General features: G+C 66.7%; 23 protein-coding genes. 4 read left to right on the top strand and 19 right to left on the bottom strand.

The features are described 5' to 3' along the window. Positions 1 to 5: 5 nt before the first annotated feature. Positions 6 to 575, bottom strand: a complete 570-nt coding sequence (locus tag HHL27_RS03085; protein WP_169491875.1) for a pseudouridine synthase — start codon at positions 573 to 575, stop codon at positions 6 to 8. An 11-nt stretch (positions 576 to 586) separates the two neighbouring features. Between HHL27_RS03085 and HHL27_RS03080 the strand changes: the two genes are divergently transcribed. After that, complete coding sequence (locus tag HHL27_RS03080) at positions 587 to 970, top strand: reverse transcriptase-like protein (protein WP_169491874.1); 384 nt, start codon at positions 587 to 589, stop codon at positions 968 to 970. A gap of 193 nt (positions 971 to 1,163) precedes the next feature. On the opposite strand, the gene HHL27_RS03075 is transcribed toward HHL27_RS03080, so the two are convergent. From HHL27_RS03075 to hisB, 14 genes are all read right to left on the bottom strand, one after another. Next, positions 1,164 to 1,697 carry a J domain-containing protein gene (locus tag HHL27_RS03075; RefSeq protein WP_169491873.1) on the bottom strand — a complete coding sequence of 178 codons (534 nt, stop codon included), beginning with the start codon at positions 1,695 to 1,697 and terminating at the stop codon, positions 1,164 to 1,166. Between the two features lie 125 nt (positions 1,698 to 1,822). Continuing rightward, positions 1,823 to 2,341 (bottom strand): peptidoglycan-associated lipoprotein Pal, encoded by a 519-nt coding sequence (gene pal, locus HHL27_RS03070; protein ID WP_169491872.1) that lies wholly within the window; start codon positions 2,339 to 2,341, stop codon positions 1,823 to 1,825. A gap of 90 nt (positions 2,342 to 2,431) precedes the next feature. Further along, positions 2,432 to 3,841, bottom strand: a complete 1,410-nt coding sequence (gene tolB / locus HHL27_RS03065) for a Tol-Pal system beta propeller repeat protein TolB (RefSeq protein ID WP_169491871.1) — start codon at positions 3,839 to 3,841, stop codon at positions 2,432 to 2,434. Then, positions 3,838 to 4,815, bottom strand: a complete 978-nt coding sequence (locus HHL27_RS03060; protein WP_240959275.1) for a hypothetical protein — start codon at positions 4,813 to 4,815, stop codon at positions 3,838 to 3,840. Before HHL27_RS03060 ends, tolB begins: the two co-directional genes overlap by 4 nt. A gap of 34 nt (positions 4,816 to 4,849) precedes the next feature. After that, positions 4,850 to 5,308 carry a protein TolR gene (gene tolR / locus HHL27_RS03055; RefSeq protein ID WP_169491869.1) on the bottom strand — a complete coding sequence of 153 codons (459 nt, stop codon included), beginning with the start codon at positions 5,306 to 5,308 and terminating at the stop codon, positions 4,850 to 4,852. A gap of 4 nt (positions 5,309 to 5,312) precedes the next feature. Then, positions 5,313 to 6,014 (bottom strand): protein TolQ, encoded by a 702-nt coding sequence (tolQ, locus tag HHL27_RS03050; protein ID WP_169491868.1) that lies wholly within the window; start codon positions 6,012 to 6,014, stop codon positions 5,313 to 5,315. Next, positions 6,011 to 6,472, bottom strand: coding sequence for a YbgC/FadM family acyl-CoA thioesterase (locus tag HHL27_RS03045; protein WP_169491867.1), 462 nt, complete (start codon positions 6,470 to 6,472; stop codon positions 6,011 to 6,013). The genes tolQ and HHL27_RS03045 overlap by 4 nt, the downstream gene beginning before the upstream one ends. Before the next feature lie 84 nt (positions 6,473 to 6,556). Further along, positions 6,557 to 6,934 (bottom strand): histidine triad nucleotide-binding protein, encoded by a 378-nt coding sequence (locus HHL27_RS03040; RefSeq protein ID WP_169491866.1) that lies wholly within the window; start codon positions 6,932 to 6,934, stop codon positions 6,557 to 6,559. A gap of 1 nt (position 6,935) precedes the next feature. Beyond that, positions 6,936 to 7,256 (bottom strand): phosphoribosyl-ATP diphosphatase, encoded by a 321-nt coding sequence (locus HHL27_RS03035; RefSeq protein ID WP_169491865.1) that lies wholly within the window; start codon positions 7,254 to 7,256, stop codon positions 6,936 to 6,938. 32 nt (positions 7,257 to 7,288) lie between these two features. Then, positions 7,289 to 8,050, bottom strand: a complete 762-nt coding sequence (gene hisF / locus HHL27_RS03030) for an imidazole glycerol phosphate synthase subunit HisF (RefSeq protein WP_169491864.1) — start codon at positions 8,048 to 8,050, stop codon at positions 7,289 to 7,291. Between the two features lie 48 nt (positions 8,051 to 8,098). After that, on the bottom strand, positions 8,099 to 8,827 hold the full coding sequence (gene hisA / locus HHL27_RS03025; protein ID WP_169491863.1) for a 1-(5-phosphoribosyl)-5-[(5-phosphoribosylamino)methylideneamino]imidazole-4-carboxamide isomerase: 729 nt from the start codon (positions 8,825 to 8,827) through the stop codon (positions 8,099 to 8,101). Positions 8,828 to 8,994: 167 nt separating this feature from the next. Next, positions 8,995 to 10,128 carry a glycoside hydrolase family 130 protein gene (locus HHL27_RS03020; protein ID WP_169491862.1) on the bottom strand — a complete coding sequence of 378 codons (1,134 nt, stop codon included), beginning with the start codon at positions 10,126 to 10,128 and terminating at the stop codon, positions 8,995 to 8,997. 68 nt (positions 10,129 to 10,196) lie between these two features. After that, positions 10,197 to 10,817, bottom strand: coding sequence for an imidazole glycerol phosphate synthase subunit HisH (hisH, locus tag HHL27_RS03015; RefSeq protein ID WP_338114808.1), 621 nt, complete (start codon positions 10,815 to 10,817; stop codon positions 10,197 to 10,199). Continuing rightward, the gene (hisB, locus tag HHL27_RS03010) at positions 10,810 to 11,403 is read right to left on the bottom strand and encodes an imidazoleglycerol-phosphate dehydratase HisB (protein WP_169491860.1); all 594 of its coding nucleotides are present in this window, start codon (positions 11,401 to 11,403) and stop codon (positions 10,810 to 10,812) included. Before hisB ends, hisH begins: the two co-directional genes overlap by 8 nt. Positions 11,404 to 11,536: 133 nt before the next feature. On the opposite strand from hisB, the gene HHL27_RS03005 reads away from it, so the two are divergent. The 3 genes from HHL27_RS03005 to gmk are packed head-to-tail and all read left to right on the top strand — an operon-like array spanning position 11,537 to position 13,282. Then, positions 11,537 to 12,052, top strand: coding sequence for an SspB family protein (locus HHL27_RS03005; protein ID WP_169491859.1), 516 nt, complete (start codon positions 11,537 to 11,539; stop codon positions 12,050 to 12,052). A gap of 42 nt (positions 12,053 to 12,094) precedes the next feature. Continuing rightward, positions 12,095 to 12,544 carry a hypothetical protein gene (locus HHL27_RS03000; RefSeq protein ID WP_240959274.1) on the top strand — a complete coding sequence of 150 codons (450 nt, stop codon included), beginning with the start codon at positions 12,095 to 12,097 and terminating at the stop codon, positions 12,542 to 12,544. Positions 12,545 to 12,604: 60 nt separating this feature from the next. Continuing rightward, complete coding sequence (gene gmk / locus HHL27_RS02995) at positions 12,605 to 13,282, top strand: guanylate kinase (RefSeq protein WP_169491858.1); 678 nt, start codon at positions 12,605 to 12,607, stop codon at positions 13,280 to 13,282. Positions 13,283 to 13,292: 10 nt separating this feature from the next. Here the strand turns inward: gmk and HHL27_RS02990 are convergent, their stop codons facing one another. The 4 genes from HHL27_RS02990 to HHL27_RS02975 all read right to left on the bottom strand — a co-directional run bounded on the left by HHL27_RS02990 (position 13,293) and on the right by HHL27_RS02975 (position 17,569). Further along, entirely contained in the window at positions 13,293 to 14,174 is an 882-nt protein-coding gene (locus HHL27_RS02990; protein ID WP_169491857.1) for an SMP-30/gluconolactonase/LRE family protein, read from the bottom strand. A gap of 5 nt (positions 14,175 to 14,179) precedes the next feature. Then, positions 14,180 to 14,980, bottom strand: a complete 801-nt coding sequence (locus HHL27_RS02985; protein WP_169491856.1) for an SDR family oxidoreductase — start codon at positions 14,978 to 14,980, stop codon at positions 14,180 to 14,182. 96 nt (positions 14,981 to 15,076) lie between these two features. Continuing rightward, on the bottom strand, positions 15,077 to 16,216 hold the full coding sequence (locus tag HHL27_RS02980; protein WP_169491855.1) for an acyl-CoA dehydrogenase family protein: 1,140 nt from the start codon (positions 16,214 to 16,216) through the stop codon (positions 15,077 to 15,079). A gap of 189 nt (positions 16,217 to 16,405) precedes the next feature. Further along, the gene (locus HHL27_RS02975; RefSeq protein ID WP_169491854.1) at positions 16,406 to 17,569 is read right to left on the bottom strand and encodes an acyl-CoA dehydrogenase family protein; all 1,164 of its coding nucleotides are present in this window, start codon (positions 17,567 to 17,569) and stop codon (positions 16,406 to 16,408) included. Between the last annotated feature and the right edge of the window lie 99 nt (positions 17,570 to 17,668).

The raw sequence follows: 17,668 nt of genomic DNA, 5'->3' as shown, positions 1-17,668 counted from the left end.
TCTCCTCAGTGTGTGGGTACGGCAACCTCTCGCCAATCGCCGGGGGCGAGGCCATCGAGCGTCCAGTCCCCAATCCGCCAGCGCACCAGCCGCAGCGTGGGCAGGCCGACGGCGGCGGTCATGCGGCGGACCTGGCGATTGCGGCCTTCGCGCAGGGTGAGCGCAATCCACGCATCGGGCACGGTCTTGCGGAAGCGGACCGGCGGATCGCGCGGCCAGAGCTGCGGGGGATCAATCGCCTTCGCCTCGGCCGGCAGGGTCATGCCGTCCTTCAGCCGCAGGCCCCGGCGAAGCTGGTCGAGCGCCGCGTCGGTCACCGTGCCTTCGACCTGGACGAGGTAGGTCTTGGGCGCCTTGAACCGCGGGTCGGCGATGCGGGCCTGAAGGCGGCCGTCGTCGGTGAGGAGCAGCAGGCCTTCGCTGTCGCGATCGAGCCGCCCGGCCGGATAGACCCCCGGCACCGCGATGTGGTCCGACAGGGTTGCCCGAGGCCCATCGCCCGCGCCCTGGCCCGCCGCATCGGTGAACTGGCTGAGCACGCCGTAGGGCTTGTTGAACAGGATCAGCCGGGCCATGGGCTTCGGGTATGGCAAAAGCGGCGCGGGTGAAAGTGTTCTTCGACGGCGGCTGCCGCCCAAATCCCGGCACAATGGAGTGCGCGGTCGTGATCGGCGGCGAGGCGTTCGTGCGCGACGACCTTGGCCACGGCGGGAGCCACGAGGCGGAATGGCGCGCGGCAATCGAGGCGCTGCGGCTGGCGCGCGAGCGGGACTTGAGCGACTTCGTGCTGCTGGGCGATGCGCTGGCGGTGATCGCGGTGATCGAGGGGCGGACCCGCGCGAGGCCCGAGGCCGCCCCGTTGCTCGCCGCATTCCAGGCGCTGGCAGGCGGCGAAAAGGTACGCGTCCGCTACGTGCCGAGGGGGCAGAATCTGGCCGGGGTCGCACTGGCGAAAAGGCATCCGCGCTAGGCCCCAAGTTGACAAAGTTGACAGACTACAAAGGCGAAAGTCGCGCGTTGGTCCTGTTTGCCATGTTGGAGCGCCAGCGCATTGATCTGCAAGGGTTTCAAAGAGCGAGGGGCGCTCTTCTAGGCAAGGGCCGAAATGTAGGAAACCCTTGCATATGCAAGGAGTGTGTCAACTTGGCCCTGAAGCTGCCTGTTCAGCCCTTCCAGGTGCGGCGATCCTCGGCGGCGCGGAGCACTTCGTAGGAGACCTGCAGCCGCTGGAATTCCTTGGCCGCGGCTTCGTCACCCGGTCGCACGTCGGGGTGGACCAGCTTGGCCTTGGCGCGCCATGCCTTCTTCACCGCATCGAAATCGGCATCGGGATCGAGGTCTAGCACTTCCAGGGCGCGCAGTTCGTCGCGGCTGCGGGTGCCATCGCCAGATCCGCCCCATTCGGCCCAGGCCGCCTGCTTGAAGCCTGAGGCTTCGCCGCGCTCGGCCCTTTCGCGCTGTTCGGCCTCTTCCTTGTCCAGCCCTTCGAAGTAGTTCCAGCCGGCGTTGTATTCGGCGGCGTGGGCGGTGCAGAAATACCAGCGATCAGGGTTGTTGGGCGATTTGGGCGCGGGACAGTTGCCCGGCTGATCGCAGCCGGCCCGATCGCACAGGCGCACGTTGGTGGCTTCGCGGCTGCTGCCGTATCCACGCCAGCGGGGAAAGCCCCAGTCGCTTGAACGCCCTTGCCGCGCCATGCCTTGTACCCTGTCGATCCTTTTTGAAAAACGCGGAAAGGACGCCCTGCCGCGAGACTCACACGAGCGAGCCTTGCGCCATGACGCCCTGCCGATAAAGCCCCTTTAGGGCTATGGAGTTCCGCTTACTGGACGGTGACCGTCACCGCGCGGCGGTTCTTGGCCCAGCTCGCCTCGTCCGAACCGAGCGCGATCGGGCGTTCCTTGCCATAGCTGACGACGGTGATGCGCGAAGCATCGACGCCGAGGCTGACGAGGTAGTTCTTGGCGGCGTTGGCGCGGCGTTCGCCCAGCGCGATGTTGTAATCGCGCGTGCCGCGTTCGTCCGCATGGCCTTCGAGCGTGACCATCTTGCCCGGATAGCGTGACAGCCACTGCGCCTGGCTCTGCAGGATGCCCTGGCTTTCGGTATCGACGTTGTAGCGGTCGGTATCGAAGTGGATCGTGTCCGCCAGCACCGAGGCGAGGAAATCGGCCTGGCTGCCCGGCGTGGGGCCAACAGGCTGGCCCGACGGTTCCGTCGTGGTCGACGTGGCGGTGGGCTGGGGCGGCAATTCCTTGGGCGGCTTCTTGGCGCAGGCGGCGAGCGAGAGGCTGGTGCCGACGAGCAGCAGAATGGGAAGTTTCGAGGTCAGCTTAGGCATGAGGGGGCTCCTGAAGCGAGACGGGGGAGGAGTGTGCATGGCACACGGTGGAAGGGCAACGCAAAAACGCGGGGAAGTCCGCGCCCTTTATCAGGGCAGGACCGGGCCCCAGGCCGGGTCCGAAGCATCGACCGGCGTGTTGAGCTTGCGTTCGTTGCGCCCGGTCAGATCGACCTGCCAGATGCCGGTCTTGCCGCTGTTCCGTTCGGTGCGAAAGAACTGGATGATGCGGCCATTGGGCGACCAGGTGGGCGCTTCATCCTGCCAGCTGTCGGTCAGATCGCGCACATTCTGCCCGTTGGGGTCCATCACCGCGATGCGGAAGTTGCCCGCGATGTGGGTGAAGGCGATCTGATCGCCACGCGGGCTCCATTCGGGCGTGGCCGCACGGCCGCCGAAGAAGCTGATGCGGCGCTGGTTCGAGCCATCGGCGTTCATCACGTAGACCTGCTGGCTGCCCGAACGATCGCTTTCAAACACGATCCTGCTGCCATCGGGCGAGTAGGAACCGCCGACGTTGATGCCCGGCGTGTTGGTCAGCCGGGTGGACGGGCCGCCCTGCGCCGAAACGCGGTAGATGTCCGTGTTGCCGCCGATGGCCATCGAATAGAGGATGAACTTGCCATCGGGCGACCAGCGCGGGGCGAACGTCGGCCCCTTCCCTTCGGTGACGAGGCGCTGCTGCCCGCTGCCGATGTCGTAGACGTAGATCCGCGGGTAGCCGTTGAGGTAGCTGAGGTAGACGATCTTCGAATAGTCGGGCGAATAGCGCGGGGTGAGCGCGGTGGCCTGGCCATTGGTGATGAAGCGGTGGTTGGCGCCATCGCTATCCATGATCGCCAGCTGCTTGCGCCGGTGATCCTTCGGCCCGGTTTCGGCGATGTAGGCGATCTTGCTGTCGAAGAACGGATTTTCGCCGGACAGGCGCGAATAGACCATGTCGGCGCACTTGTGCGCGGCGCGGCGCCATTCGTTCGGCTGGACGACATAGCCCTGGCGGATCAGTTCGCTGCCCAGCGCCACGTCGTAGAGATAGCAGCCGACCGTCAGCTTGCCGTCGGGCGCGGCCTTGACGAAGCCCTGCACCAGCATTTCGGCCGAGCGGCCGCGCCAGAAATCGAACGAGGGCGCGGTCACCTGGAAGAAGCCGATGCCGGGCAGCGCATCGGGCCCGACCGGCTTGAACAGGCCGTTGTTCTTGAGATCGTTGTAGACCACGCGGGCGAGATTGCGCCCGAGCGCTTCGGTATTGCCGCCTTCGGCCGCGGTGGCGACCGAGGTGTCGGTCGGGAAAGCGGGGATGGCGATGCCCAGATCCTGCCATTCGCTTTCGTCGGTGACCGAACCGGTAAGGCCGCCCGCATCGGCAGGCGCGGGTTGCGCCGCCGGCGAGGCCGAGGAGGCCGGCAGCTGCTGGACCTGCGCGAAGGCAAGGCCCGGGAGGGCGAGGCTCGGCAGGGAAGCGAGGCCGATCAGCAGGGCGAACTTGGCGGTCTTCATTGCGACAACTTCCTGTCAAAGCGGAACTGCGCGATGCGCTTCCAGCTGGTGTAGTATTCCTTTGGCAGCTGGAACGGCGCGGCGAGCTGAACGGCACGGATGGCCTGTTCGGCATGGCGCGCGGCCTGCGGCCGGTTGGCGTCGGTCAGCCCGGTCTGCGAAACGACCACCGGCTTTCCGGCAAGGCTGCCATCGGGATTGAGTTCCCAGGCGAGCACGGTGACCAGCTTTTCGACATCGACGCCCTGCGGGGCGGCCCAGTGCGGCTTGATCTGGCGCGAGATCGCACCGACCAGCGCCGACTTGACCTCTGGCCCCACGGCCTGTGCAGGCGGGGTCTTCGCCGTGCCGGGCGCGGTCGAGCCGGGAATGCCCTGCAGGAAATCGCTGCCGATGCGGCTGCCGCCGGTGGGCGCGTCGGGCCGGCGGCGCGGCGCTTCGTTGCCTGCGGCGGAGGGCTTGGCCGGGGTTGGCCTGGCCTGCGTAGGCTTGGCCACAGTGGGCTTGGGCTGTGCGGGCCTTGCTGGCTGGGGCTGGGGTTGGGGCTGGGGCCTGGCCGGGGCGGGCTTTGGCTGCGCCGGAGCGGGCCGGGGCGGCGCCGGTTGCGGGCGTGGTGCGGGCGCGGGCCTTGCCGGTGCGGGCTGCGGCTTTGGCAGTGGCTTTGGCTGGGGCTGCAGCCTGGGCGGCTGGGGCAGCGGGGCGGGCTGCGGCGGCGCCGGCTGCGCTTCTTGCGGTTGCGGCTCGGGCTGTGCGAGCGGGGCAGGCTCGCCCAGCTGCGGCGCGACGTCGGGCGCGGCCTGCGCGTTCGGATCGGGCGAGGTCGACTTGTCGGCGATCTCGTCCGAAAAGGTGATCGTCATCCGTTCGGGCGGCGGGGCGATGTCCTTTCCCGGAGGCGAGAGCGTGAGCGCCGCGATCAGCGCGACATGCGCGACGAGCGCGAGGCCGAGCGCCAGCCGCTCCTCGCGAGTCATGCCCGATGTGCTTTCGCCACGCATCGCCATGGCGCTATGGGGCCGTCACTGAACCGTTGGTGACCAGCGAGATCGACTTGAAGCCGGCGGCGTTCAGTTCGCCCATCACGGCGATCACCCGGTCGTATTTCAGGTTGCGATCGGCGCGCAGAGTGACGAGCGGGGCGCGTGTGCCCTTGTCGATTCCGGCGAGGCGATCGGCGAGTTCGCCGGGCGCGAGTTCCTGATCATCGAGGAACACGCGCCCTTCCCCGTCCATGCTGACGGTGATCTCGTTCTTTTCTTCCTTCAGCGCCTCGGCCTTGCTGTCGGGAAGGTCGATCGGCACGCCCGCCGTCAGCATCGGCGCAGTGACCATGAAGATGATCAGCAGCACCAGCATGACGTCGACCAGCGGCGTCACGTTGATCTCGCTCATCGCAGCGCCGCCGCCGCGCCCGCGGCGCCGCCGGCGCGAGCCGCCGCCGCCGCCCTGCTGGAGGTTCATCGCCATCGGCTTACTGCTCCAGCTCGCGGCTCAAGGTCGCGTGGAAACGGTCGGCGAAGCGGAACAGGCGGCCTTCGAAGCGGTTCACGCGGTGCGAGAAGCGGTTGTAGGCGATGACCGAGGGGATCGCCGCGAACAGGCCGATGGCGGTAGCGAACAGCGCTTCCGAAATGCCGGGCGCCACCACGGCGAGCGAGGAATTCTGCTGCGCGCCGATGTTGAAGAAGCTGTCCATGATGCCCCACACGGTGCCGAACAGCCCGACGAAGGGCGCGACCGAGCCGACCGTGGCGAGGAAGTTCAACCGGTTCGACAGCTTTTCGCTTTCCACCACCACGGCATCTTCCATCGCGATGGTGAGCCGCTGGCGCGTGCCTTCGCGGTCGATCGTCTGGCCGGCGGTGGAGCGGCGCCACTCGCCGAGCGCGGCGGTGACGATGCGGGCCGAGGGAATGTCCTTGCCCTTGTTCGCCTTCTGGAAGGCGTCGATGTCGCGCGCGTCCCAGAATTCCTCTTCGTAGGCGTCGCAGCGGCGGGTGACGCCGATCATGCGCAGCGAGAAGCCGATGATGATCGTCCAGACCCAGACGCTTGCCAGCACGAGCGCGCCCATCACGATCTGCACGACGATGTCGGCGTGGAGGAACAGCGCGACGGGGTTGAGCCGGGTGGGCGCGGCGGCGGCGCCGGCGGCGAGCAGATCGAAGGTCATGCGGGGGAAAGGCCTTCCTGGTTGAGTACGGTCTGGAACGCGGCGACCCACGCCGCCGGCTGGCGACGCGGACGGCCGTTGGGCGCGACGAAGGCGACGCGCACCTCGGCGCTGCAAAGCAGCGTTTCGCCCCTGTATGCCTGCTGAACGATGCGGCAGGTGGCGGGAGTGACTTCGGTCACGCGGCTGGCGACGAACACGGCATCGTCGAGCTTCGCCGGGCGGAGATAGCGCAGGGCAAGCTCGGTCACGGCATAGGCGCCCTCGCCCGCATCGTGCGCGGCGCGCTGTTCTATGCCGAGCACGCGCAGCATGTCGGACCGGGCGCGTTCGAACCAGCGCAGGTAGTTGGCGTGATAGACCACGCCCGAAAGGTCCGTGTCTTCGAAGTAGACGCGGACCGGAAACAGGTGGACCAGGCCGTCGAAGTGGCCGCCGGGGGGATCGGGCGCAAGCATGGGATGGCGCACCCTAGCCCAGCGGGGAATCCGAGGGCAAGGACGCGTTAACGATTTTCTCGCGTAATTCCGCCCTCTTGCCGCTTAACGGGCGAGCAGCGGCCCGAGCGGACGACCCGCCATGATGTGCACGTGCAGGTGCGGCACTTCCTGGTGGCTGTGCGTGCCGGTGTTGGCGAGCAGGCGATAGCCCGGCGCGACCAGCCCGGCATCGCGCGCGACATGCCCCACCGCGCGGACGAAGCCCGCGATTTCGGCGTCGGAGGCCTTGGCGGTGAAATCGTCCCAGCTGACGTAGGCGCCCTTGGGGATCACCAGGATGTGCGTGGGCGACTGCGGGTTGATGTCGTGGAAGGCGAGGCTGAAGTCGTCTTCGTAGACCTTGCGCGAGGGAATCTCGCCGCGCAGGATCCTGGCGAAGATGTTCTGGTCGTCGTAGGGCTGGGTGGCGTCGACTGCCATGTCAGTTGCTCCTGCTCTGCTTCTCGACAATGCCCGAGGTGCCTTCGCGGCGGTTCAGTTCGGCCAGCACGGCCGACAGCGGCACGCCCTTCTCGCCCAGCAGGACGAGGAGGTGGAAGAGGAGGTCGGCCGCCTCCCCCGTCAGTTCCTGCGCATCGCCCGACAGCGCGGCGATGACCACCTCAGTCGCTTCCTCGCCCACTTTCTGCGCGATCTTGCCAAGGCCCTTGCCGTGGAGCTTGGCCACGTAGCTTGCCGCCGGATCGCCCTGGAGGCGCTCGGCAATGGTCGCTTCGAGGCGGAACAGCGTGTCGTCGGTCATGGGGGCGGGCATGGCGGCGCTGGGGCGAAGGGTCAAGAGCGCGCTGGAAGGCCCGCTGCGCGCAAGGCCGCATGAGCCTCGGCGATCGAGTGCTGGCCGAAGTGGAAGATCGAGGCGGCGAGCACGGCGCTGGCATGGCCCTTGGTCACGCCGTCGACGAGGTGGTCGAGATTGCCGACCCCGCCGCTGGCAATCACCGGCACGGGCACGGCATCGGCAATCGCGCGGGTGAGGTCGAGATCGTACCCCGCCTTGGTGCCATCGCCGTCCATCGAGGTGACGAGCAATTCGCCCGCGCCCAGCTTGGCGAGGTTTTCGGCATGGGCGAGCGCGTCGATCCCGGTGGGCTTGCGGCCGCCGTGAGTGAATATCTCCCACTTGCCCGGCGCGACCCGGCGCGCATCGACCGAGCCGACGACACATTGCGCGCCGAAGCGTTCGGCAATGTCGCGCACCAGTTCGGGCCGGGCGACGGCGGCGGAATTGACCGCCACCTTGTCGGCACCCGCCAGCAGCAGCGCGCGCGCATCCTCCGCCGACCGGACGCCGCCGCCCACGGTCAGCGGCATGAAGCAGACTTCGGCGGTGCGCGCGACGACATCGAGCAGCGTGCCGCGCCCTTCGTGACTGGCCGAAATGTCGAGGAAGCAGAGTTCGTCCGCGCCCGCCTTGTCATAGGCGCGCGCCTGTTCGACCGGATCGCCCGCATCGCGCAGATCGACGAAGTTGACGCCCTTGACCACGCGGCCATCGCGAACGTCGAGGCAGGGAATGACGCGGACGCGGACGGTCATGACGTTCTCCGACAAAGCCCTCTCTCCTTCAGGGGAGAGAGCAAAACGTTACGCCGCCTCGGCCATCGCGATGGCGGCGGCGAGGTCGAGCCGGCCTTCGAACAGGGCGCGGCCGGTGATGACGCCTTCGATGCCGTCGGCTTCGTGGATCTTGAGCATGCGGATATCGTCGATGCCCTTCACCCCGCCGCTGGCGATCACCGGAATATCGACGCGGCGGGCGAGATCGACGGTGGCGTCGATGTTCACGCCCTTGAGCAGGCCATCGCGGCCGATGTCGGTGAACAGCAGGCTGGCGACGCCCGCGTCTTCGAAACGGCGGGCAAGGTCGACGACTTCGACGTCGGACACATCGGCCCAGCCTTGCGTCGCAACCATGCCATCGCGCGCGTCGACCGCGACGACGATGCCGCCGGGGAACGCCTTGGCCATGTCCTTGACGAACTCGGGGTCTTTCAACGCGGCGGTGCCCATCACGACGCGGCTGACGCCGAGATCGAACCAGCCTTCGACCGCTTCGCGCGTGCGGATGCCGCCGCCCAGCTGCACGTGGCCGCCGAACGACTTGAGAATGCCTTCGACCGCCTCACGGTTTTCGGCGCGACCGGCGAACGAGCCATCGAGATCGACGACGTGCAGGTACTGGCTGCCCGCAGCGGCGAACAGCGTGGCTTGGTGCGCTGGATCGTCACCATAGACGGTGGCGCGATCCATGTCCCCTTCGGCAAGGCGGACAACCTGGCCGCCCTTGAGGTCGATGGCTGGAAAGACGATCATGGGGGCCGCGCCTAGCACCGGTTTTGCCGTACGGGAACAGGGAACGACGTACGATGCGTCAGGGTCGCCGGAAGTAAGAACAGCCCTTCGACAGGCTCAGGGCGGGTGGCCTTGGTGGCGTTCAGTTCCATCGCCGTCTGTGCCTAGCCTGTCGAAGCACGGTTCTTTTATTCGCTGAACGCTTCCTTGGGTACGTGCGTGACCCGGCAGGCAAGGTCGGCTTCGCCCGAGGCGATGATGAAGCGGTCGCCCGCATCGATGACGCCGGTGGTGAACACCACGTCGCGCAAGTAGAGCATGTCCTCCAGCGGGCGGGTGAGTTCGGCATCGGGTTCGAGCAGCGGCGTGTGGCTGGTGGCGAGCGCGCGGGTGGGGTCGGCTTCGTCGAGCAGGGTCCAGTAGGTGCGATAGATGCCGACGATTTCCTTCGGCTCGACCCCGTGCCACAGCGAGAGCCAGCCGCGCTTGCCACCGATTTCGGTGAGGATCGGCGGGGCGCCGCCGCCCATGCGCGCCGTGGCAACGGTGCCGGCATGCGGGCGGATGTGCGGTTCGATGTGCGGCTTCCAGTGCAGGCCGTCGGGCGAGGTCGCGAGGTTGATCGAGGGGCCGGGACGCCATTCGCTGCCCGGCGGATAGGCGAAGTAGAGATCGCCCAGCGGCCGGGTCTGCGCCCAGTACTTGCCGTCCACCAGCCCTTCGAACAGCAGCATGTCCTTGTTCTGGTGATCGAGCACGATGCCTTGGAAGTCCCAGTCGAGCCCGTTGTCGGAGGTGTAGAGCGTGGTCGAATGGCGTTCGGGACTGACCGAGCAGGTGGTCATCCAGTAGCGGTTTTCGATGCGCGAAATGCGCGCATCCTCGATACCGTAGCACTGGTACGACCCTTGCGGGGCGATCGCCTTGTCATAGTGGATGGCGACCATTTCCAGCCCGTCGGGAGTCATTTCGACCGGAAGCAGCCAGGACAGCGAGGTCAACGCCATGACCTTCCACCCGCCGCCGTGGAGCATGAACTTGCGCGGATCGGCGGTGTCAGCCAGTTCGAGCGGCCAGGCATCGAGCACGTAGGCGCCCCGCTCCCAGCGGATCGCGTGGACCTTGCCATCGCGCACGGGATTTCGCAGCGCCTCGGCCACGCGGACCATGAGCAGGATGTTGCCGTTGGGCAGCACGGTCATGCCGGGATTGAACGCACCCAGCACATAGGTTTCGGCATCGAAGTGCCCCGCGAGCGGCGAGCGCGACAGATCGACGACGTGGGGGGTAAGAACGAGCTGGTCGTAAGGGTAATTCGGCAAGCGGCCCTCCTGAGGTGTCCCCCTAGCAAGGTCCGAACCGGCTCAACCGTTCCCGGTCCTGCGACGGATCAGGGCTTCCAGTCGAGGAACCGCGCGAGCAGCGCGAGCCCGTAGTCTTGGCTCTTTTCCGGGTGGAACTGCACGCCGAGGATGGTGTCGCGCGCAACCGCCGCGACAAGCCCGCCGCCATGGTCGGTCATCGCCGCGACGTGGTGGCCGTCGTACGGGGCGAAGTGGAACGAGTGGAGGAAGTAGGCCTCGCCCGGTTCGATCAGGCTGTGGTGGTGGCCCGGCTCGACATCGTTCCAGCCCATGTGCGGCACCTTGATTGCAGGATCGGTGCGCTCGATCTGGCGGACTTCGCCGGGGATCCAGTCGAGCCCGTCGGTCGAGCCGAACTCGATCCCGCGCGTTGCCAGAAGCTGCATGCCGACGCAGATGCCGAGGAAGGGCGCCGCGCCGACGTGGACGCGTTCGGCCATCGCCTCGACCATGCCGGGAATGGCGCGCAGGGCCCCGGCGCAGGCACCGAACGCGCCGACGCCGGGCAGGACGATGCGGTCGGCCGCGCGCACGACATCGGGATCGGCGGTGATGCGGATGCCTTCGCCGCCCGCCGCCTTCAGCGCGTTGTGCACCGAATGGAGGTTGCCCGCGCCGTAATCGATCAGCGCGATGACCTCAGCCACCGAGAATGCCCTTGGTGGACGGCACGGCATCGGCTTTGCGCGGATCGATGGTGATCGCTGCGCGCATCGCGCGGGCGAAGCCCTTGTAGATGCCTTCGATGATGTGGTGGTTGTTGCTGCCGTAAAGGCTTTCGATGTGCAGCGTGATCCCGGCGGCCTGGCTGATCGACTGGAACCAGTGCTCGAACAGCTCGGTGTCCATCTCGCCCAGGCGGGGCTGCGTGAACGCGGCCTTCCACACCAGCACGGGACGGCCCGAGATATCGAGCGCGACGCGGCTCAACGCCTCGTCCATCGGCGAGTAGGTGTGGCCGTAGCGGGTGATGCCCTTCTTGTCGCCCAGCGCCTGCGCAATCGCCTGGCCCAGCGCGATCGCGCTGTCCTCGGTGGTGTGGTGCTGATCGACGTGGAGATCGCCCTTCACCTTGCAAGTGATGTCGATCAGCGAATGGCGGCTGAACTGTTCGATCATGTGATCGAGGAAGCCGATCCCCGTTTCCACCTGATAGGTGCCGGTGCCATCGAGATTGACCGACACGTCGATGTCGGTCTCCTCGGTCCTACGCTTGATCGATCCGGTGCGCATGAGACAGCGCCTATAGGCTTGCGAGTGCCAGAATCAATCGAGACATCAATTGCGCCGTCATTCGCGCGCTTCGTCGGTTCGGCGCCGCGTCGCCCCTTGACCACAAGCCGCTGTGAGGCGAAGGGTAATTTCCATGAGCGATAGCCCCGACAGCCTGATCCCTTACGACGAAATCGTGCAGGAGGCCCTGCGCGCCGTTGTCGGCCGCGTGCTGGGACAGGTCGAATCCACCGGCGGGCACCTGCCCGGCAACCACCACTTCTACATCACCTTCAAGACCGGCGCCCCGGGCGTTTCGATCCCGACGCGGCTGAAGGAGCGCTTCCCCGACGAGATGACCATCGTCCTGCAGAACAAGTTCTGGGACCTGAAGGTCGAAGAAGACCAGTTCAGCGTGGGGCTGAGCTTCAACCAGATCCCCTCCACGCTGGTGATCCCGTTCAGCGCGATCACCGCCTTCGTCGATCCGGCGGTCGACTTCGGCCTGCAGTTCCAGGCTGCGGCCGACATGGACCCCGAGGAGTACGAAGACGCCGGCAACGACGGCGATGGCGAGCCGGGCGAAGGGGAACGCGGCGGCGGCAAGCCCGTTGAGCGCACCGAGGACGGGTCCAACGTCGTGTCGGTGGACTTCGGCAAGCGCAAGTAACGGCCCCCGGCACACGCGGGCCTTATCGATCGGGGTCGGCAGATGGGACTGTTCAGCAAGGGTGTGAAAAGCGCGAAGGCGCGCGTGGGCAAGGTGCGCAAGGCTTCGGCCGACGCCGCGGGCAAGGCATCGGGCAAGGTGTCCGAAAAGCTGGCCGACGAGCCCATCCCCAATCCGATGACCACGGTGATCCTGGCCGACATCGCCCTGCGCGCCGGTGGCGCGCTGCTGCGGCGCGGGGTGGAAACGGGGCTGCTGGGCCAGAAGTTCGGCACGCGCAAGGCGAAGAAGATCATCAAGGGTCGCGGCCTGACACAAACGCTGGTGGGCACCGCGCTTGCCCGCGTGGCGACGCGTTCGGTGCCGGGCGCGATCGTGGTGGGCGGCGGGCTGCTTGCCAAGACACTCTATGACCGGCGCCACGCCGCCGCGCAGAAGGCCAAAGGCACCGAGCAGGTCGACGAACAGGCCAAGCGGGGCAAGAAGGCCTGAACTCCAATTCGAGGACTGCCACGGCTTGACCGGCAGCGGGCGCCTGCGGCATGAGCGCGCATGGCCCACGACGCGTCCTCATCCCCCGCTGCCGACCTTTCCCGCCCGTCCGATGCGCTGCACCGGCGCGGACTGATGTTCATCCTGTCTTCGCCGTCGGGCGCGGGCAAGACGACGATCGCGCGGCGCCTGCTGGCCGAAGTGCCGGACATCGCGATGTCGGTTTCGGCCACGACGCGGCCGATGCGGCCGGGCGAAGTCGATGGGAAGGACTACCACTTCGTCAGCCAGGACGAATTCGACCGGATGGTCGAGGCCAACGAATTCTACGAGTGGGCGCACGTCTTCGGGAAGAGCTACGGCACGCCGAAGGCGCATATCCGCACCCAGCTGAAGGCCGGACAGGACGTGCTGTTCGACATCGACTGGCAGGGCACGCAGCAGCTTTACCAGAAGGCGCAGGCCGACGTGGTGCGCGTGTTCATCCTGCCGCCAAGCCTGGCCGAGCTGAACCGCCGCCTTGTGGGGCGCGGCACCGACAGCGCCGAAGTGATCGCGGCGCGGATGGCGCGGGCACAGGCGGAAATCAGCCACTGGGACGGCTATGACTACGTCGTGGTCAACGACGACGTGGAGACCTGCTTCGCCAAGGTGCAGCAGATCCTGGAGGCCGAGCGCATGCGCCGCACCCGCCAGACAGGTCTGATCGACTTCGTGCGCGAACTGACGCGAAGCTAGACCCGAACCTTCACGGAAGCCCTGCCCGCGCGACGTCCACTTCGACCACGCGGATATCGCCGAGCGGAGCAGCGGCTGCCTTTTGCGCATCGCTGTGCGGGCCGCAGAGCATGAACAGGTGGCGCCCTTCGGGGCCGCCGAGCATGCAGGCATAGACGTTGGTGCCTTCCACGCCGACGGTTTCGAGCACTTCGCCGCCTTGCGCGATCCGGGCGCATTCGGCCGCGCCAGGGTTGGCGATCCAGATCGCGCCGGATGCATCGAGCGCGATGCCATCGGGCAGACGGGGCGCGGTATCGGCCCAGAGGCGACGGTTCGACAGGCTGCCATCGGCGGCGATGTCGAAGGCGGTCAGCCGCATGCCGAAGGTTTCGGCAACGATCAGCGTGCGGCCATCGGGGGTGATGACCATGCCGTTGGGAAAGGCGAAGCCTTCTGCCGCGCACGAGACCGTGCCGTCGGGCGCGATTGCGGCAAGGCTGGCCAGCGGGGGATCGGCGAAGATCGTCTGCAATCCCTGTTCGCGCGCGGTGCGATCAAGATCGAAGCCGAAGTTGCCGACCCATGCCCGCCCGTCTGCGGCGACGACCATGTCATTGCTGCGGAACACAGAGATGCCGGCAAGATCGGCGTGAAGCGCCAGACGCCCGTCGGGCCAGCGCCGCCACACCTGCTGCTTCTGCATCGACACGAACAGCAGCGAGCCATCAGGCATCCAGCCAAGGCCCGAGGGGTGGTCGTCGATTTCGAGCTCCACCCGCAGATCGCCATCCAGGCCGACCGAGCAGATGGAATGCTTGTAGAAATCGCTGAACCACAGGCGGCCCTGATGCCAGCGCGGGCCTTCACCGAAGTGAAGACCCGAGGCGAGGATGCGGACGGCGCGGCCCATCGTGCTCAATGTCCCGAGGGATCGACCGCGTCCTGCGGCACCCAGCCGTTGACGATGCCGCCGTCGATCGGCAGCGGCGTGCCGACGACATAATCCCCTGCCCGGCTGGCGAGGTAGATTGCGCCGCCCGCCATGTCCTCGATCGTGCCGACGCGCCGCGACGGAATGCCCTTGGCCGAGGCATCGGGATTGCGCGCGGCGGCCTTGTTCATTTCCGAGGGGAAGGCGCCCGGGCAGATGCAGCTGGCGACGATGTTGTCCTTGATCAGGCGCGCGGCCATGCGACGCGTGAGGTGGATCAGCGCGGACTTGGAGGCCTGGTAGGAGTAGGTTTCCCACGGATTGGGGCGCAGCCCATCGATCGAGGCGATGTTGATGACCTTGGCCGGGTGGTCGGTGGCGGCGGCCTTGAGCAGATCGTGCAGCTTCTGTGTCAGGAAGAACGGCGTCTTGACGTTGAGGTTCATCACCTTGTCCCAGCCGGCTTCGGGGAACTCGGTGAATTCGGCACCCCAGGCAGCGCCGGCATTGTTGACCAGGATGTCGATCCTGCTTTCCCGCGCGCGCAGGTCCTCGGCCAGCGCCTCGATCCCCGCCGTGGTCGAGATGTCGCCCGGCAGCGCGATGCACTTGGGCCCGAGGCGCGCGGCGGTTTCCTGCACCACTTCGACCTTGCGCGCGGTGACGTAGACGCGTTCGCAGCCCGCCGCGATGAAGCCTTCGGCAATCATTTCGCCGATCCCGCGCGATCCGCCGGTGACGACGGCGACACGGCCTTCGAGGCTGAACAGCTTGGCAAAATCCATGGCATTTTCTCCCCTGCCCCGCACCCGTGGCGGGACGAAAAAGGGCGGACCGGCTGGTTGGCCGATCCGCCCCGATTGTTCAGTGAAACGTCACGCTCAGTAGCCGCTCAGTTCGGCGACCTTCTGCGCGTGGTAGTACTGATCGCCGAGGAATTCGGCGAGCGCGCGGTCGCGCTTCATGTACAGGCCGATGTCGAATTCGTCGGTCATGCCGACGCCGCCGTGCATCTGCACGCCTTCGCGCACGGCAAGGCTGGACGCCTTGCCCGCCTTGGCCTTGGCCACCGCGACCATGAGCTCGGCCTTTTCCGAGCCCGCATCGAGCAGCTGCTGCGCCTTCATCACCGTGGCATCCGCGATCTCGATCTCGGAATAGAGATGCGCGGCGCGGTGCTGCAGCGCCTGGAATTCGCCGATCAGCTGGCCGAACTGCTTGCGCGTCTTCAGGTAGTTGGTCGTGATGTCGAAGGCACCCGACGCGACACCGGTCTGTTCGGCGGCGGCACCGAGGCGGCCGGCGGAAAGCACCTTATTGAGCAGGGCACGGCCGCCATCGACTTCGCCGATCACGGCGCTGCCATCGAGTTCGACGTTATCGAAGGTGACGTGGCTGGCCATGGCGCTGTCGACCAGGCGGACCGAGTTGTGGCCGACGCCGGCCGCATCCTTGGGCACCGCGAACAGCGTGATGCCATCGGCATCGCTGTCGCTGCCCGACGTGCGCGCGGCGACGATGATCGCATCGGCCGAAGCGCCCTGGACGACGAAGTCCTTCTTGCCGGAAAGGCGGAAGCCGTTGCCCGACCGTTCGGCGCGGGCAGCGATGCGTTCGGGCCGGTGCTTGGCACCTTCGTCGATGGCGATGGCAAGGACGGCATCGCCCGCGATCACGCCCGGAAGATAACGGCCCTTGAGATCGGCCGAGGCTTCGGACAGCGCGGTAACGCCCATTACCGAGGTGGTGAGGAACGGCGACGGCGTGAGGTTGCGGCCGATTTCCTTGAGCACCACGCCGGCTTCGACGTGGCCCATGCCAAGCCCGCCATCGGCTTCGGCCGCGAGCATTCCGGTGAGGCCCATTTCGGCGAACTGCTTCCACAGCGCATGGCCGAAGCCATCCTGGCAGTTGATATCGCGGAAGTGGCGCAGCTGCTTCTTGATCGAACCTTCATCGGCCAGGAAGCCGGTGACGGTATCGGCGAGCATCGCCTGATCTTCGTTCAGGTACAAAGGCATTGGGGATCTCCCGTCCCGGTGCGGGCGAGGCGCGAAGGCCATACCCGCTGAGAAAATTCGTTAGATGGCCCAACCCGATCGTCCTGAGCCTGTCGAAGGGCTGACATTGTCTTCAACGGTCGTGCGCGAAGAACAAGGGCAGTGGTTCGACAGGCTCAGGACCACGGAAGTGGGCCGCCTGCGGGTGCTTTACGCGCCCGGCAGTTCGAGGATGCGCTTCGAGACGACGTTGAGCATGACCTCGCTTGTGCCGCCCTCGATCGAGTTGGCCTTTGTGCGCAGCCAGGCGCGCGGCAGGGCGCCGCCCTCGGTCTCCTCGCTCTCCCATTCGAGCGCGGTGCTGCCACCCGCCGACATGAGCAGTTCGTGGCGCGACTTGTTCAGTTCGGTCCCGGCGTACTTCATCATGTTCGGGAACGCAGGGTGGCCCTTGCCGACCTTGACCTCGTCCATGAACTTCTCGCTCATCGCGGTAAACGCGAGCGCATCGACGTCGAACAGGGCGACCTGCGCGCGCAGCACGGGATCTTCGAGCACACCATTGCGGGCGAGCGTCGCACCGAGCGAGCCGGCGCGGTCTGCGCCGCCGGTGGCCGAAATCATCTCGCGTTCGTGGCCCAGCAGATACTTGGCAACGTCCCAGCCGCGGTTGAGCTGGCCGACGATCTGGTCCTTGGGCACCTTCACGTTGTCAAAGAAGGTTTCGCAGAACGGCGAGCTGCCGGAGATCAGCTTGATCGGCTTGGTGGTGACGCCGGGGCTGGTCATGTCGAACAGCAGGAAGCTGATGCCCTGGTACTTGTTGGTCTTGTCGGTGCGGACAAGACAGAAGATCCAGTCGGCCTTGTTGGCATAGGACGTCCAGATCTTCTGGCCGTTGACCACCCAGTGATCGCCCTTGTCCTCGCCATAGGTCTGCAAGGAGACGAGGTCCGAGCCCGAGCCGGGTTCGGAATAGCCCTGGCACCAGCGGATTTCGCCGCGCGCTATCTGGCCGAGGTAGTGGACCTTCTGTTCTTCGGTGCCGAACTTGAGCAGCGCGGGGCCGAGCATCCAGATACCGAAGCTCGACAGCGGGGGCCGCGCGTTGATGCGGACCATCTCTTCGCGCCAGATCTTCGCCTCGGCCGGAGTCATCCCGGCGCCGCCATAGGCCTTGGGCCAATCGGGCACGGTGTAGCCCTTCGCGACGCAGCGTTCGAGCCAGACCTTCTGCGCCTCGTTCTTGAACTTGAAGTTGCGACCGCCCCAGCAGGCGTCGTCATCGTCGCGCACCGGCTCGCGCATTTCGGGCGGGCAGTTCTCCTCCAGCCAGGCGCGGATTTCCTGCCGGAAGGCTTCCAGGTCAGACATCGATAGACTCCTCTCTTAATCGACAAATTAAGGCGAGTCGGACCCCGCTGGCAAGCGCAGATTTCCGCCATTTGCGGGTAGCCGTGCATGCCGTAGCGT

Source organism: Novosphingobium olei (assembly GCF_012927405.1).
Taxonomy (GTDB): Bacteria; Pseudomonadota; Alphaproteobacteria; order Sphingomonadales; family Sphingomonadaceae; genus Novosphingobium; species Novosphingobium olei.
The sequence above is the reverse complement of the archived record's forward strand: the minus strand, read 5'-3'. Positions and strand labels throughout refer to the sequence as shown.

Excerpts from the sequence above, each read along its gene's own strand:
- HHL27_RS03005 (WP_169491859.1), top strand. The coding sequence starts at position 11,537 with ATGAGCGATAGCCCCGACAGCCTGATCCCTTACGACGAAATCGTGCAG.
- HHL27_RS02990 (WP_169491857.1), bottom strand. The coding sequence starts at position 14,174 with ATGGGCCGCGCCGTCCGCATCCTCGCCTCGGGTCTTCACTTCGGTGAA.
- HHL27_RS03045 (WP_169491867.1), bottom strand. The coding sequence starts at position 6,472 with ATGCTTGCGCCCGATCCCCCCGGCGGCCACTTCGACGGCCTGGTCCAC.
- tolQ (WP_169491868.1), bottom strand. The coding sequence starts at position 6,014 with ATGACCTTCGATCTGCTCGCCGCCGGCGCCGCCGCCGCGCCCACCCGG.
- HHL27_RS02985 (WP_169491856.1), bottom strand. The coding sequence starts at position 14,980 with ATGGATTTTGCCAAGCTGTTCAGCCTCGAAGGCCGTGTCGCCGTCGTC.
- HHL27_RS03040 (WP_169491866.1), bottom strand. The coding sequence starts at position 6,934 with ATGGCAGTCGACGCCACCCAGCCCTACGACGACCAGAACATCTTCGCC.
- pal (WP_169491872.1), bottom strand. The coding sequence starts at position 2,341 with ATGCCTAAGCTGACCTCGAAACTTCCCATTCTGCTGCTCGTCGGCACC.
- HHL27_RS03035 (WP_169491865.1), bottom strand. The coding sequence starts at position 7,256 with ATGACCGACGACACGCTGTTCCGCCTCGAAGCGACCATTGCCGAGCGC.
- HHL27_RS03000 (WP_240959274.1), top strand. The coding sequence starts at position 12,095 with ATGGGACTGTTCAGCAAGGGTGTGAAAAGCGCGAAGGCGCGCGTGGGC.
- hisA (WP_169491863.1), bottom strand. The coding sequence starts at position 8,827 with ATGATCGTCTTTCCAGCCATCGACCTCAAGGGCGGCCAGGTTGTCCGC.
- HHL27_RS03085 (WP_169491875.1), bottom strand. The coding sequence starts at position 575 with ATGGCCCGGCTGATCCTGTTCAACAAGCCCTACGGCGTGCTCAGCCAG.
- HHL27_RS03060 (WP_240959275.1), bottom strand. The coding sequence starts at position 4,815 with ATGACTCGCGAGGAGCGGCTGGCGCTCGGCCTCGCGCTCGTCGCGCAT.
- tolB (WP_169491871.1), bottom strand. The coding sequence starts at position 3,841 with ATGAAGACCGCCAAGTTCGCCCTGCTGATCGGCCTCGCTTCCCTGCCG.
- HHL27_RS03080 (WP_169491874.1), top strand. The coding sequence starts at position 587 with ATGGCAAAAGCGGCGCGGGTGAAAGTGTTCTTCGACGGCGGCTGCCGC.
- HHL27_RS03075 (WP_169491873.1), bottom strand. The coding sequence starts at position 1,697 with ATGGCGCGGCAAGGGCGTTCAAGCGACTGGGGCTTTCCCCGCTGGCGT.
- hisF (WP_169491864.1), bottom strand. The coding sequence starts at position 8,050 with ATGACCGTCCGCGTCCGCGTCATTCCCTGCCTCGACGTTCGCGATGGC.
- HHL27_RS02975 (WP_169491854.1), bottom strand. The coding sequence starts at position 17,569 with ATGTCTGACCTGGAAGCCTTCCGGCAGGAAATCCGCGCCTGGCTGGAG.
- gmk (WP_169491858.1), top strand. The coding sequence starts at position 12,605 with ATGGCCCACGACGCGTCCTCATCCCCCGCTGCCGACCTTTCCCGCCCG.
- hisB (WP_169491860.1), bottom strand. The coding sequence starts at position 11,403 with ATGCGCACCGGATCGATCAAGCGTAGGACCGAGGAGACCGACATCGAC.
- HHL27_RS02980 (WP_169491855.1), bottom strand. The coding sequence starts at position 16,216 with ATGCCTTTGTACCTGAACGAAGATCAGGCGATGCTCGCCGATACCGTC.
- tolR (WP_169491869.1), bottom strand. The coding sequence starts at position 5,308 with ATGGCGATGAACCTCCAGCAGGGCGGCGGCGGCGGCTCGCGCCGGCGG.